This is a genomic window from Ralstonia edaphi (genome assembly GCF_958350185.1).
Classification (GTDB): domain Bacteria; phylum Pseudomonadota; class Gammaproteobacteria; order Burkholderiales; family Burkholderiaceae; genus Ralstonia; species Ralstonia edaphi.
This window is the reverse complement of sequence record NZ_CATWHI010000003.1, coordinates 234,881-249,231: the sequence shown is the minus strand read 5'-3', so window position 1 is coordinate 249,231 and position 14,351 is coordinate 234,881. Positions and strand designations below refer to the sequence as shown.

13 protein-coding genes are annotated in these 14,351 nt (G+C 64.8%); all 13 read left to right on the top strand.

Annotation, left to right across the window (positions count from 1 at the left end):
* The first annotated feature begins 133 nt into the window (after positions 1-133).
* The 13 genes from R2669_RS11550 (at position 134) to R2669_RS11490 (ending at position 14,302) form a co-directional block, all read left to right on the top strand.
* Positions 134-790: a ubiquinone biosynthesis accessory factor UbiJ gene (locus tag R2669_RS11550; protein WP_316900204.1), complete on the top strand. Its 657-nt coding sequence runs from the start codon at positions 134-136 to the stop codon at positions 788-790.
* Positions 787-2,364, top strand: a complete 1,578-nt coding sequence (gene ubiB / locus R2669_RS11545) for a ubiquinone biosynthesis regulatory protein kinase UbiB (RefSeq protein WP_316900202.1) — start codon at positions 787-789, stop codon at positions 2,362-2,364. The genes R2669_RS11550 and ubiB overlap by 4 nt, the downstream gene beginning before the upstream one ends.
* Before the next feature lie 23 nt (positions 2,365-2,387).
* On the top strand, positions 2,388-3,017 hold the full coding sequence (locus tag R2669_RS11540; protein WP_316900200.1) for a class I SAM-dependent methyltransferase: 630 nt from the start codon (positions 2,388-2,390) through the stop codon (positions 3,015-3,017).
* Between the two features lie 229 nt (positions 3,018-3,246).
* Positions 3,247-4,686 carry a high affinity choline transporter 1 gene (locus tag R2669_RS11535; protein ID WP_316900198.1) on the top strand — a complete coding sequence of 480 codons (1,440 nt, stop codon included), beginning with the start codon at positions 3,247-3,249 and terminating at the stop codon, positions 4,684-4,686.
* Positions 4,687-4,930: 244 nt separating this feature from the next.
* Positions 4,931-5,278, top strand: a complete 348-nt coding sequence (locus R2669_RS11530) for an FmdB family zinc ribbon protein (RefSeq protein WP_147217249.1) — start codon at positions 4,931-4,933, stop codon at positions 5,276-5,278.
* Between the two features lie 31 nt (positions 5,279-5,309).
* Positions 5,310-6,047, top strand: a complete 738-nt coding sequence (locus R2669_RS11525; RefSeq protein WP_147217251.1) for a DUF502 domain-containing protein — start codon at positions 5,310-5,312, stop codon at positions 6,045-6,047.
* Between the two features lie 98 nt (positions 6,048-6,145).
* Positions 6,146-7,972 carry an aspartate--tRNA ligase gene (aspS, locus tag R2669_RS11520; RefSeq protein WP_316888585.1) on the top strand — a complete coding sequence of 609 codons (1,827 nt, stop codon included), beginning with the start codon at positions 6,146-6,148 and terminating at the stop codon, positions 7,970-7,972.
* Positions 7,973-8,120: 148 nt separating this feature from the next.
* Positions 8,121-8,981, top strand: coding sequence for a hypothetical protein (locus R2669_RS11515; protein WP_316900196.1), 861 nt, complete (start codon positions 8,121-8,123; stop codon positions 8,979-8,981).
* 116 nt (positions 8,982-9,097) lie between these two features.
* Positions 9,098-9,583 (top strand): dihydroneopterin triphosphate diphosphatase, encoded by a 486-nt coding sequence (nudB, locus tag R2669_RS11510; protein WP_316900194.1) that lies wholly within the window; start codon positions 9,098-9,100, stop codon positions 9,581-9,583.
* A gap of 1 nt (position 9,584) precedes the next feature.
* On the top strand, positions 9,585-10,331 hold the full coding sequence (locus R2669_RS11505; RefSeq protein WP_027678228.1) for an endonuclease/exonuclease/phosphatase family protein: 747 nt from the start codon (positions 9,585-9,587) through the stop codon (positions 10,329-10,331).
* Entirely contained in the window at positions 10,328-11,596 is a 1,269-nt protein-coding gene (gene clsB, locus R2669_RS11500) for a cardiolipin synthase ClsB (protein WP_316900192.1), read from the top strand. Before R2669_RS11505 ends, clsB begins: the two co-directional genes overlap by 4 nt.
* A gap of 45 nt (positions 11,597-11,641) precedes the next feature.
* The gene (locus R2669_RS11495; protein ID WP_316900190.1) at positions 11,642-13,306 is read left to right on the top strand and encodes an acyl CoA:acetate/3-ketoacid CoA transferase; all 1,665 of its coding nucleotides are present in this window, start codon (positions 11,642-11,644) and stop codon (positions 13,304-13,306) included.
* A 405-nt stretch (positions 13,307-13,711) separates the two neighbouring features.
* Positions 13,712-14,302 carry a TetR/AcrR family transcriptional regulator gene (locus R2669_RS11490; RefSeq protein ID WP_021196492.1) on the top strand — a complete coding sequence of 197 codons (591 nt, stop codon included), beginning with the start codon at positions 13,712-13,714 and terminating at the stop codon, positions 14,300-14,302.
* Positions 14,303-14,351: the final 49 nt, after the last annotated feature.

Below are 14,351 nucleotides of genomic sequence, written 5' to 3'. Positions count from 1 at the left end.
TGAAGCGGCGCAAAACGGCTGTTTCAGCATTCCCCGTAAAATAGGGCCCGACCGTCTGGTGCGGGCCCTTTTTGTTGCCTGCCGCTAGCCCGCTTTTTGCTGCTCTCTTGCTGTTTCAGCGCACCATCACCGCATGTCTTCGACAGCCACTTCGTCTCCATTTCCGCTTGTGCTGATGCAGCCGCTGCTGCTCGCGCTCAACCATCTGCTGCGCCAGGAGCCCTGGGCGCAAGAGACGCTGCGCCCGTTTGCGGGCCGCGTGGCGCGCTTTGACCTGGCGCCGATGTCGATGACGTTGCAGGTGGACGCCGCCGGCCTGGTGACCGCTCCCGAGCCTGACGTTGAACCTGCCGTGACCGTTGTCGTGCCGCTTGCGGCCGCTGCTGCCGATTACGCCGCAGGCGGGCAGGCCGCCGTGCTCAAGCACGTGCGCATCGAGGGCGAGGCCGAATTTGCCAACGTGCTATCGACGCTGCTGCGCAACCTACGCTGGGATGCGGCGGAAGACCTCTCGCGCGTGTTTGGCGACGTGATCGCGCAGCGCATGGTGAGCGGCGCCCAGGCTGCCCGCACCGAAGCCACGCGCGTGGGCCGTTCGCTGGTGGAATCGGTGGCGTCTTACCTGACCGATGAGCAGCCCACGCTCGTGCGCCACGCGCGCCTGGCGCAGTTCGCCGCCGATGTGGCGGCGCTGCGAGATGCCGAAGCGCGTCTGGTCAAGCGGCTGGAGCGGCTCGAAAAACGCCCGCAGCCGGCCACCCGGACCGCACGTCAGGGTGAATCGGCATGACGCGCTTCTTCCGGCTGGGCAAGATCGTTTTCGTCATCCTCTATTACGGGCTGGATCAGCTTGCGTTGTCGGGCTTCAAGAGCCGCCGCATTCGCGCGCTGGTCTGGCTGCTCACGCTCGGGCGCAAGCCGAAGCTGCCCCGCGGGGTGCGCTTGCGCCTGGCGCTGGAGCAGCTTGGGCCCATCTTCGTGAAGTTCGGGCAGGTGCTGTCGACGCGCCGCGATCTGCTGCCGCCCGATGTGGCCGACGAACTCGCCAAGCTGCAGGATCGCGTGCCGCCGTTCGACCCGAAGGTGGCGGCGGCCATCGTGGAGAAATCGCTCGGCAAGCCGCTCTCGGCGCTGTTCCATCGTTTCGATCATCACCCCGTGGCGAGCGCGTCGATTGCCCAGGTGCATTTCGCTACGTTGCGCGGCGGCCCCGACGACGGCCGCGAGGTGGCCGTGAAGGTGCTGCGCCCGGGCATGCTGCCCGTGATCGACAGCGACCTCGCGCTCATGCGAGACCTCGCCACGTGGATGGAAAAGCTGTGGGCCGATGCCAAGCGCCTGAAGCCGCGCGAGGTGGTCGCCGAGTTCGACAAGTACTTGCACGACGAGCTGGACCTGATGCGCGAGGCGGCCAACGCCAGCCAACTGCGCCGCAATTTTGCCAAGTCCGACCTGCTGCTGGTGCCCGAAGTGTTCTGGGATTGGTGCACGTCTGAAGTGTTCGTGATGGAGCGCATGCACGGCATGCGGATCTCGCACACCGAAGAGCTGCGCGCTGCCGGCGTCGACATGCACAAACTCGCGCGCGACGGCGTGGAGATCTTCTTCACGCAGGTCTTTCGCGACGGCTTTTTCCACGCTGACATGCACCCCGGCAACATCCTGGTGAGCGTGGCACCCGAGACGCTGGGCCGCTATATCGCGCTGGATTTCGGCATCGTCGGGGCGCTTTCGGAGTTCGACAAGAACTACCTCGCGCAAAACTTCCTCGCGTTTTTCCAGCGCGACTACCACCGCGTGGCCGTGCTGCATATCGAGTCCGGCTGGGCGCCCGAAGAGACGCGCGTCGAAGAGCTGGAAGGCGCCATCCGTGCGTGCTGCGAGCCGTATTTCGATCGACCGCTGGGCGAGATCTCGCTCGGCCTGGTGCTGATGCGGCTGTTCCAGACCTCGCGCCGCTTCAACGTGGAAGTGCAGCCGCAGCTGGTGCTGCTGCAAAAGACGCTGCTCAACGTGGAAGGTCTTGGCCGCCAGCTCGATCCGGATCTGGACTTGTGGAAGACGGCGAAGCCCTTCCTTGAACGCTGGATGCACGAACAGATCGGCTGGCGCGGTTTTGTCGAGCGCCTGAAGGTCGAGGCGCCGCAATGGGCCAACAAGCTGCCGGACTTCCCGCGCCTGCTGCACCAGATCCTGGATCGCCGCTCCCGCGAGGACGGCACCGCGCAGACCGTCGCACTGACCGCACTGCTTGCCGAGCAAAAGCGCACGAACCGGTTGTTGTCTGCTGCGCTGTTGTTCGTCGGCGGCTTCGCCGTCGGCATCATCGCGACACATGTGCTGGCCTGGATGGGCCGTTACTGATCCGCTGTCAACTTTCGAGCGCCATGGCCGAACCGCCCGTCTTCCAATCTCGTGACGCCGCCGATCCCGCCTTCTGGGACGAGCGGTTCAGCCGCGAGCATACGCCCTGGGATGCGGCCGGCGTGCCCGTGGCCTTCCGGCAATTCTGTGAAGCGCAGCCTGCGCCGCTTTCCACGCTGATTCCCGGCTGCGGCAACGCCTACGAGGCCGGCTGGCTGGCCGAGCGCGGTTGGCCCGTCACGGCGATCGACTTTGCGCCGAGTGCCGTGGCATCGGCCAGGGCGGTGCTGGGCCCGCACGCCGACGTGGTGGAATTGGCCGATTTCTTCCGCTTTTCGCCGCCTCGGCCGGTGCAGTGGATCTACGAGCGTGCATTCCTGTGTGCGATGCCTCGGCGACTGTGGCCCGACTACGCTGACCAAGTGGCGAAACTGCTTCCGGCGGGCGGGTTGCTGGCGGGTTTCTTTGCCGTCGTGGAAGGCCGCGAGGCGGTGCCCAAGGGACCGCCGTTCGAGACCACGCAGCCCGAACTGGACGCGCTGCTGTCGCCCGCGTTTGAGCGCATCAGCGATATGCCGATCGCGGAAACGGACTCGATTCCGGTGTTCGCGGGGCGCGAGCGCTGGCAAGTCTGGCGCCGCCGCGCCGATTGAGCTGTTTTCCTGGCCAGTGTTGGTGCGAAGCAACATGGGCCCCGGTCAACAAAAAGCCTGCTGACGCCCGTTGCGGGCCGTCGCCCAAAAATCTGGCAAATGGGGCGGCATTCGTGCTGGCACCGATGCCCCGGCGCCCAGTCCCATCGCTATAATCCGGCCACTTTGCCCGGCGCCTCTGGGCCCAAACCGGGTCGCCATGGGTTTTCCAGCTTCCTTCCGCGCTGCCATGCTGATCTGGTTCGTCATTGTTTACTGGGTGATTTCCGTCGGGATCGGCCTGTGGGCTGCACTGCGCGTGCGCAATACCGCCGATTTCGCCGTGGCTGGCCGCAGCCTGCCGTTCTACGTCGTGACCGCCACGGTGTTCGCCACCTGGTTCGGCTCCGAGGCGGTGCTCGGGATTCCCGCGGAATTTCTCAAGGACGGCCTGCACGGCGTGGTGGCCGATCCGTTTGGTTCGTCCTTGTGCCTGGTGTTGGTGGGTCTGTTCTTCGCCAAGCCGCTGTACCGGATGAACCTGCTCACCATTGGCGACTTCTATCGCAACCGCTTTGGCCGCGTGGCCGAAACGCTGACCACCCTGTGCATCGTCGTGTCGTACCTCGGCTGGGTGGCGGCGCAGATGAAGGCGCTGGGCCTGGTGTTCTACACCGTGTCTGACGGCGCGGTTTCTCAGGATCTTGGGATGATGATTGGCGCGGGCAGCGTGCTCGTCTACACGCTGTTCGGCGGCATGTGGTCGGTGGCGGTGACGGACTTCATCCAGATGATCATCATCGTGATCGGCATGCTGTACATCGGCTGGGAAGTGTCGGGGCAGGCCGGCGGCGTCGGCACGGTGGTGGCGCACGCGGCGGCTTCGGGCAAGTTTTCGTTCTGGCCGGCGTTCAATCCGATCGAAATCATTGGCTTCGTGACGGCGTGGATCACGATGATGCTCGGCTCGATTCCGCAGCAGGACGTGTTCCAGCGGGTGACGTCGTCGCGCACCGAGCGCATCGCCGGCACGGCGTCGGTGCTGGGCGGCGTGCTGTACTTCATGTTTGCGTTCGTGCCGATGTTCCTGGCGTATTCCGCCACGCTCATCGACCCGCAGATGGTGGCCAAGTACATCGATACCGATTCGCAGATGATTCTGCCGAACCTGGTGCTGCAGCATGCACCCATCTTCGCGCAGGTCATGTTCTTCGGCGCGCTGCTCTCCGCCATCAAGAGCTGCGCGAGCGCAACGCTGCTCGCACCCTCCGTGACGTTTGCGGAAAACGTGTTGCGCCCGCTGCTGCCGAACATGGACGACAAGCGTTTCCTGCGCGTGATGCAGGCCGTGGTGCTGACGTTCACGATCTTGGTGACGCTGTTTGCGCTGAACTCGCATCTGTCGATCTTCCACATGGTCGAAAGCGCCTACAAGGTGACGCTGGTGGCAGCGTTTGTGCCGCTGGCCTTCGGCCTGTTCTGGAAGCGCGCGACGAAGCAGGGCGGTCTTCTGGCCATCATCTTCGGTCTGGCGGCGTGGATCTGGTGCGAGGTCTTCCTGTCGGATGCGATGCTTCCGCCACAATTGGTGGGCCTCTTGGCCAGCTTCGGCGCCATGGTCCTGGGCTCGCTCGGCCCGCAGTGGATCGAGAACCGCGCGCCGACCACGAAGGCGGCTACGCAAGCCTGAGCGTCTCGTTGCGGGCGTGCGCGGTGTGCCACTTTGTCGCGCATCGCCATCGGCCGCTCCGAATCTGCGGTCGGGAATTCCCTCAAAAGGGTTTATAATTCAAGGCTTTGCGCGCCAGCACTTGTACGGCGCGCAGTTGCCCCAATCTTTCGCGAGCCCGTGCGTATTTCCCGCACCGCGTTCGCGGCCTGCACGGGCAACCAATCGCTTTCTTGTCATTTGTTTGTTCCTGGGTGAGGACACCATGCCGATCTATGCTTATCGATGCGACGCCTGCGGCCACGCCAAAGATGTGCTGCAGAAGATGAGCGACGCCCCGCTGACGGATTGCCCCGCATGCGGCGCGCCGGCGTTCAAGAAGCAGCTCACTGCTGCCGGCTTCCAGCTCAAGGGTTCGGGCTGGTATGTGACCGATTTCCGCGGCGGTTCGGGCGGCGCATCGGCTGCGGCGCCCGCAACCGGTACGGCGGCCAAGGCGGATGCCGCTGCGCCCGCAGCCGCTGCACCGGCCTCGTCGTCGGACAGTGCGTCGTCCAGTGCGAGCACGCCGGCCGCGTCCGGTGGTTGCGGCACGTCGTGCGCTTGCCACTGATCGCATCGCTCACCTCTCGGTCCATCGCCCCATGAAACAGAAAACCAGCGCACTCAAGACATGGTTCCTGACCGGTCTTCTGGTGCTTGTCCCGCTTGCGATCACGCTGTGGGTGCTGTCGCTCATCATCGGCACGATGGACCAGAGCCTGGCGCTGCTGCCCTCGGCATGGCAGCCGGATCAGCTGTTTGGCCGGCGCATTCCCGGCGTTGGCGCGATTCTCACGCTGGCGTTCATCCTGATCGTCGGGGTGCTGGCGCACAACTTCATCGGCCAGAAGCTGGTGACGTGGTGGGAAGCGCTGGTGGGCCGCATTCCCGTGGTCGGCCCGATCTATTCGAGCGTGAAGCAGGTGTCCGACACGCTGCTGTCGTCCAACGGCAATGCGTTCCGCAAGGCGCTGCTGGTGCAGTATCCGCGTGAAGGCTCCTGGACGATCGCCTTCCTGACCGGCCGCCCCGGCGGTGATGTCGAGAACCACCTGCAAGGCGAGTACGTCAGTGTGTACGTGCCGACCACGCCGAACCCGACGTCGGGCTTCTTCCTGATGATGCCCAAGGCCGACACCATCGAGCTGGACATGACGGTGGACGCGGCGCTCAAGTACATCGTGTCGATGGGTGTGGTGGCGCCTGAAGCGCTGCCGCGCCGCATGGACCCCCCCGATGCCTCTCAACAGACGGAGGACCGGTCGCCGGCTCAAGGGCCGCGCGACCCTTCGAATCCGACCGCGCTGCCTGCAGAGGGCGGCGCCATCGCGGCACCCTGAGCCGGCGACGGAACGAAGTCGAATCGACGCCGGCCCCCCCCCAATCAACTTTCACGCGCGACGCTGTAGTGGCGGCGCGCTTCGCGGAAAACCACAACATGCAAATGCGTACTCAATACTGCGGTCAGGTCACCGAACAACTGCTCGGCCAGAGCGTTACGCTGTCGGGCTGGGCCCATCGTCGTCGTGACCACGGTGGCGTGATCTTCATCGATCTGCGCGACCGTGAAGGCCTGGTGCAGGTCGTCTGCGACCCGGACCGCCCGGAGATGTTCAAGGTGGCCGAAGGCGTGCGCAACGAGTTCTGCCTGCAGGTGAAGGGCGTTGTGCGCGCCCGCCCGGAAGGCACCACCAACGCCAACCTGACCAGCGGCAAGGTCGAAGTGCTGTGCCACGAGCTGACGGTGCTCAACGCCTCCGTCACGCCGCCGTTCCAGCTGGACGACGACAACCTGTCGGAAACCACGCGCCTGACGCACCGCGTGCTGGACCTGCGCCGCCCGCAGATGCAGTACAACCTGCGCCTGCGCTACAAGGTCGCGATGGAAGTGCGCAAGTACCTGGACGACAAGGGCTTCATCGACATCGAAACGCCGATGCTGACCAAGAGCACGCCCGAAGGCGCGCGCGACTACCTGGTGCCGTCGCGCGTGAACGCCGGCCAGTTCTTCGCGCTGCCGCAGTCGCCGCAGCTCTTCAAGCAGATGCTGATGGTGTCGGGCTTCGACCGTTACTACCAGATCACCAAGTGCTTCCGCGACGAAGACCTGCGTGCCGACCGCCAGCCCGAATTCACCCAGATCGACTGCGAAACGTCGTTCCTGACGGAGCAGGAGATTCGCGACCTGTTTGAAGAAATGATCCGCATGGTGTTCAAGAACACCATGTCGGTCGAGCTGGACGCCAAGTTCCCGGTGATGGAGTTCCGCGAGGCGATGGCCCGCTTCGGTTCGGACAAGCCCGACCTGCGCGTCAAGCTGGAATTCACCGAACTGACCGACGCCATGAAGGACGTCGACTTCAAGGTGTTCTCGGGCCCTGCCAACGCTGAAGGCGGCCGCGTCGTGGCACTGCGCGTGCCGGGCGGTGCTTCGCTGTCGCGTGGCGATATCGACGCGTACACGAAGTTCGTCGAAATCTACGGTGCCAAGGGCCTGGCCTGGATCAAGGTCAACGAAGTAGCCAAGGGCCGCGACGGCCTGCAATCGCCGATCGTGAAGAACCTGCACGACGCGGCGATCGCCGAGATCCTCAAGCGCAGCGGCGCACAGGACGGCGACATCCTGTTCTTCGGTGCCGACCGCGCCAAGGTCGTCAACGACGCGATGGGTGCGCTGCGCCTGAAGGTCGGCCATTCGGACTTCGCCAAGAACACCGGCCTGTTCGAAGACGCCTGGAAGCCGCTGTGGGTGATCGACTTCCCGATGTTCGAGTACGACGAGGAAGACGCGCGCTGGGTGGCCATGCACCACCCGTTCACGAGCCCGAAGGACGAGCACCTGGAATACCTGGAAACGGATCCGGGCAAGTGCATCGCCAAGGCTTACGACATGGTGCTCAACGGCTGGGAAATCGGCGGCGGCTCGGTGCGGATCTATCGCGAAGAAGTGCAGAGCAAGGTGTTCCGTGCGCTGAAGATCAACGATGAGGAAGCGCGTGCCAAGTTCGGCTTCCTGCTCGATGCACTGCAGTATGGCGCGCCCCCGCACGGCGGTATCGCGTTCGGTCTGGACCGCGTCGTCACGATGATGGCCGGTGCGGATTCGATTCGCGACGTGATCGCCTTCCCGAAGACGCAGCGTGCGCAGGATCTGCTTACGCAGGCACCGAGCCCGGTCGACGAAAAGCAACTGCGCGAACTGCACATCCGCCTGCGCGCCGCCGAGGCCAAGGTCGCTGCGCCGACGGCAGCAACGACTGCCTAAGCACCCGCGCTGACGCTCCACGACAAACCGCGCCGCCTGACAAGGGCGGCGCGGTTTGTTTTTGGGCGCCTTCCATTGGGAACATTGGCTGCTAAACCGAATCTTTCGTTTCTGTCACGTTGGGTGACAACGAAGGAGGAGTGTTTAGATGGACTACATCGACTTTGCGCGCACATGGGTCGTCGCCCACGCGGAGTTCCTGCTGACGTGGCTGATCGCCGCGCTGGTGGTGATACTGCTGGCGTGGATCGAGATTCGCCGTGCCACCCGGCGCGCCGCCATCGCGATGACCGAAGCTGTGGCCACCACGGTTGCGGCCTGCGTGCCCGAAATTGCAGCAGCGGCGCAGAGCGCACATCCCGGCGGCCCCGCATCGGCGACGTCTCCGGGGTTGGCTGAGGCGATGCGCGCACTGGGTCACCTTGCAGCGGAGCGGATGCGTTGGCTGCACGCGGTCGCCAACCTGCGTTTGCCTGAGGCGGCATTGCCGCCAGCCGCACCCGGCATGCCGGTGCATCCGCTCGTCTACGACACACCGCGTCCGCTGGCTGAAGCTCACTTGGCGGCAGAACTCCGCTTTGCGGAGCACGCGCGCGTTTTGCAGGCCGAACGCCGAGCACTGCAAGCGCTGGAAGCCGCCGAGCGTGAGGGCACCAGCGAACTGCACCGCATCGAGCGCGAAACCTCGGCCATCGTTGAGCGCTTCGACCAGGCCAACGCGCAATCGGAGCAGACCGATGTGCAGCGCTTCCTGATTCAGAAATTCAACACGCTGGGCAATCGCGAACGCGAGTTGACCACGCAGCTCACTGGGCTGCGCCAGCAACTCGGCGAGCGTACGGAGGCGTTGTGGGCGCAGTCGCTGCGCGCGGCCGATGACTATGCTGCGATGCTCGATCCGCTGCTCGCTGTGGCCCGCCGCGAGCTGGGTCACGAAACCGAGACGGGTGAGGCGGCGCTGTGGCTCGCCCGCACGCGCTCGGGTCTGGGGCCGCTGCGCGCTGCCTGATCGCTGCCACGGCATGGCAGCGCGAGGAGCGTCACGGTGGCACGCTTCTGGCTGCGGTAAGCTATTGCCTTGCAGCGCGATCGCGCCGTCATCGAAGCACGCAGCAACCCACGCCCATGCCGCACAAGATTCCCGTCTCCGTTCTCGTCGTCATTCACACGCCCGATTTGCATGTGTTGGTGATGGAGCGGGCAGATCATCCGGGTTTCTGGCAATCCGTGACGGGCAGTTGCGACGCACTTGACGAACCCTTGGTCGATACGGCCGCCCGGGAGGTGCTGGAAGAAACCGGCATCGACGCGGCCCAGCATCATCTGATCGACTGGGGCCACCACATCGAATACGAAATCTACCCACACTGGCGGCATCGCTACGCGCCGGGCATCACGCGCAACACCGAGCATTGGTTCGGCCTGCTGGTGAGCGGCAAGGTGCCGGTGCGGATGTCCCCGCGCGAGCATGTGCAGGCCGAGTGGTTGCCTCACCGAGAGGCCGCCGCGCGGTGCTTCTCGCGCAGCAATGCCGAGGCCATCCTGCAGCTGCCCGAACGCCTCGCTGCCTATCATGCTCGTCAGGCGGCGCTGACAAAGGACCAGGCCTGACATGCTCCGTTTGCGCGTTGCCACCTACAACATCCACAAGGGCGTGACAGGCATCGCCCGGCGCGTGCGCGTGCATGACGTGCGGCAGGGCCTGCATACGATGGACGCCGACATCGTCTTCCTGCAGGAAGTACAGGACCGCAACGACCGCCTGGTCGCCGCCGAGCTGTTCGATCCGAACTACACGCAGCTGCGCTACCTGGCCACCGACGTCTATCCGCACACGGTCTATGGCCGCAACGCCGTCTACGAGCACGGCCATCACGGCAACGCCATCCTGTCGCGGTTTCCGATCCTGCTGTCCGAAAATCTCGATATCTCCGACCACCGTTTCGAACAGCGCGGCCTGCTGCACGCCGTGACCGATCTCGGCTTTGGCGAGGTGCATTTGCTCTGCGCACACTTCGGCTTGTTTGCACGCAGCCGGCAGCGGCAGGCGGAGGCACTCGTCGACCGCGTGCGTTCCGTCGTGCCACCCGATGCGCCGCTTGTGGTGGCGGGTGACTTCAACGATTGGAACAACCGCCTCGATCGCATGATTTGCCAGGCGCTTGGTGCGACCGAAGTGGCCGACAAGGCTGCCGATGCCCGCCCGGTCCGCACCTTCCCGAGCCACATGCCATGGTTGCGGCTGGACCGCATCTACGTACGCGGTTTCGATATCGAACGTGCGCACGCGCTGACCGGCCGCGAATGGGCTCAGCGCTCCGACCACGTGCCCCTGCTGGCTGAATTGGCACATCCATGAAGGTCGTGCGCGATGCAGGGCCGCTGCGCTCCGAGTGGCGGCGGGGTAAGCCCCTGCCGGGCAATGACGTCGACCTGCTGTGCGGCGGCGCCGAGTTTTTCCCCGCATTGATCGAAGCCATCGATGCCGCGCAACGCCGCGTCGCACTCGAAACCTACATCTACACTGACGACGCCACCGCCCACAGCGTGACCGAAGCGCTCGCCCGCGCAGCACAGCGCGGTGTGGATGTTCACCTGACCATCGACGGTTTCGGCACCGGCCTGCTCCCCGCCAACATTGCCGCGATGCTGGAAGCAGCGGGTGTGCGTCTGCGCATCTATCGTCCGGTACGCGGTTTCCGCCTGCAGCGCCGCCACCTGCGACGGCTGCATCGCAAGATCGCCGTCATCGATGACGACGTGGCCTTCGTGGGCGGCATCAATATCATTGACGACCTGAATCACGCGCCGTTTCGTGACGCCGCGCTGGGCCCGCGTTACGACTTCGCGGTGCGGGTGCGCGGGCCGCTGGTCGCGCAGATAGCGCTGACCGTTGACCGGCTCTGGTGGCAGATGGGCGTGCGCGCCGGTATGCGCGAGGTGGGCGTCACGGGCGTCGCCGCTGAGTTTCCGGTGATGACGGATACCCCGCGGCCACGGCATCGCGGCGCCTCGGGGCGAGAAAGTGAACGCGCGCCCGGAACCGTGTTGGCTTCGCTGGTGCTGCGTGACAACGTCCGCAACCGTCGCGCGATCGAACGCGAATATCTGCGCGCGCTGGGCGCGGCGCGGCACGAGGTGATCATCGCCAACGCGTACTTCCTGCCGGGCGTGCGTTTCATGCGTGCACTGGCTGCATGCCGACAGCGCGGTGTGCGCGTGCGGCTGTTGCTGCAGGGTCAGGTCGAATACCGGTTGCAGCACTACGCAACGCGCTCGCTGTATCACATGCTGCTGCGCGACAACGTCGAGATCTACGAATACACCGCCAGCTTCCTGCATGCCAAGGTGGCCGTGGTGGATGACCGCTGGGCGACGGTGGGCTCCAGCAACATCGATCCATTCAGCCTGCTGCTGGCGCGCGAAGCCAACGTGGTCGCGTGGGACGCCACCGTGGCCAACGAATTGCGCGCCGCATTGGAAGACGCCATCGCCCATCACGCACGCCGCGTTCTGGCCGACGCGCACGCCGCACGCCGCTGGTGGTGGCGCTTGGCGGATTGGTGCGCCTATCGCCTCGTGCGCCTTGGCGTGGTCATCAGCGGGCGCGCAGCGCAGTATTAGCGGCACACATCTAATACCTACAAGAGACAACAAGACGGAGGAGACATGCAAGTCATCACAGCGGATGAAGCCGCGCGGTTGGTACAGCCGGGATGGACGGTGGCATGCGCGGGGTTTGTCGGCGCCGGCCATGCGGAGGCCGTCACACATGCGCTCGAGCGCCGCTTCCTGGCCACGGGCGAGCCGCGCGATCTGACGCTGGTCTACTCCGCCGGACAGGGCGATCGCGCCACGCGCGGTGTCAACCACTTCGGCAATCCCGGGATGACGCGCTGTGTGGTCGGTGGCCATTGGCGTTCGGCCACGCGGCTCGCAGACATGGCGCTTGCCGAGCAGTGCGACGCGTTTAACCTGCCGCAAGGTGTGCTCACGCATCTGTACCGGGCCATCGCAGGCGGCAAGCCCGGCGTGCTGACGAAGATGGGCCTGCACACCTTCGTCGACCCCCGCACCGAGCTTGACGCGCGTTACCACGGCGCCGCCATCAACGCCCGCGCCAAGGCGGCGCGTGCTGCGGGCACAGCCTCGTGGGTCGAGTACGAACGCTTTCGCGGCGAAGACTATCTCTTTTACCCAAGCTTCCCGCTGCACTGCGTCTTCCTGCGCGGCACCGCTGCTGACCCGCGCGGCAACATCAGCACGCACGAAGAAGCCTTTCATCACGAGCTGCTGGCCATGGCGCAGGCCGCGCGCAACTCGGGCGGCATCGTCATCGCGCAGGTGCGTCGGCTCGTTGATCGGCATGACAACCTGCAGGCGATCCACGTGCCAGGCATCCTCGTCGATTACGTGGTCGTTGCCGAGGATGAAGCCGAACACCAGATGACCTTCGGCGAGGCGTTCAACCCGACTTACATCCGCCCATGGCAAGGCGAGGCGATCCAGCTCAAGGAAGACGCCATCGAAGCCAGCGAGGCGCTGGAGACGAGCCGACACGGTGCGCTCGATGCCCGCACGCTGGTGCAACGCCGCGCCGTGCTGGAACTGATCGCGCAGCAACCGCGCGTCGTGAACCTGGGCGTCGGCATGCCCGCGGCCGTCGGCGCCCTCGCTGAACAGGAAGGCGCGCGCGGCTTCACCCTTACCGTGGAGGCGGGCCCGATCGGTGGCACACCGGCAGATGGCCTTAGCTTTGGCGCGTCGGCCTACCCCGAAGCCGTGGTGGACCAGCCCGCGCAGTTCGACTTCTATGAAGGCGGCGGTATCGATCTCGCCATCCTCGGTCTGGCAGAACTGGACGGCGCCGGCAACGTCAATGTCAGCCTGTTTGGCGAGGGCGGCGATACCGTCGTCGCGGGCGTCGGCGGCTTCATCAACATCACGCAGAGCGCGCGTTCGGTCGTATTCATGGGCACGCTCACCGCCGGGGGACTCCAGGTCGAAGCCGAAGACGGCAAGCTGCGCATCGTGCGCGAAGGACGGCTCAAGAAGATCGTGCCTGCCGTGTCGCACCTGACCTTCAACGGTGAATATGCGGCGCAATCGGGCATTCCCGTGCGCTATGTGACCGAGCGCGCCGTCTTCGAGATGCGCGACGATGGCAGCGGCGCCCGGCGCCTCACGCTGACGGAAATCGCCCCGGGCATCGACCTGCAGCGTGACGTGTTAGACCAGTGCGCTGCCGCGGTGGCCGTAGCAGCCGACTTGCGGGAAATGGATGCGCGCATCTTCCGCCGTGGTGCCATGTGTACAGGCATTCCACCGGCCTGATTTTTTGACCTGTTTATTTACTGATGGGTAGCACTAGAAAACCCCTCCACCATGCTGCGCAGCTCGCGTTTTATGGGTGCGGCGCACACCCCGCTAAGCCTTTTATTTAAAGGCTTTACGGGATTCGCGCTGCACCGCGAAAGATGGCGATTCCCCATTGCCATTTAGATGCCGCTTTCTAATAAAACACTTGCCGCTCCAAGGGGCCCTGTAAATAATTGAACGACCGTTCGATTTTGGGCTAGAGTGTTCGCGCAGGCTGGTTTACAGTCCTGCCCGGCACGCGAAAGGCGCCCTGCAGTAAGCCAATTTTCTCGCGTGTCACGCCCCAGAAAAGAACGGAGAGAAATCATCATGCGTCACCCGACCGCTCGTCTCGAATCGAATCACGCAGCAGCTACGCCGATGCGCAAGGGCGAGCTGACACGTGCAGCGATTCTCGATGCCGCGCTGGAACTGGCCTCGCGCGACGGACTGGAAGGATTGACGATCGGTGTGCTCGCGGAGCGCATGCAGATGAGCAAGAGCGGGGTGTTCGCGCACTTCGGCTCGCGTGAGGACCTGCAGGTGGAAGTGGTTCGCGAGTATCACAAACGGTTCGAGCAGGAAGTCTTCTACCCGAGCTTGACGGAACCGCGCGGTCTGCCGCGCCTGTGGAGCATGGTGCGACGCTGGATGGAGCGCCGCATTCAGGAAGTCACCACGGGCTGCATCTACATCAGCGGCGCGGTGGAGTACGACGATCGTGCCGAAAGCCCGGTGCGCGACGAACTCGTCAAGAGCGTGACGATCTGGCGTGCAGCATTGGCCCGCGCGATCGCACAGGCAAAGGAAGAAGGCCATCTGCGTGCAGAAGCGGACCCGCAATTGATGCTCTTCGAGATGTACAGCCTGGAGCTGGGTCTGCATCACGATGCGCGTTTCCTGCGGTTGCCGAACAGTGCCGAACTGGCCATGGTGGCGCTCAACAAACTCATTCAGTCTTACCGAACCTGACGCGGCATCGCACACCTAGCGGTCGCGCAGTACACACCAAGGAGTTGCA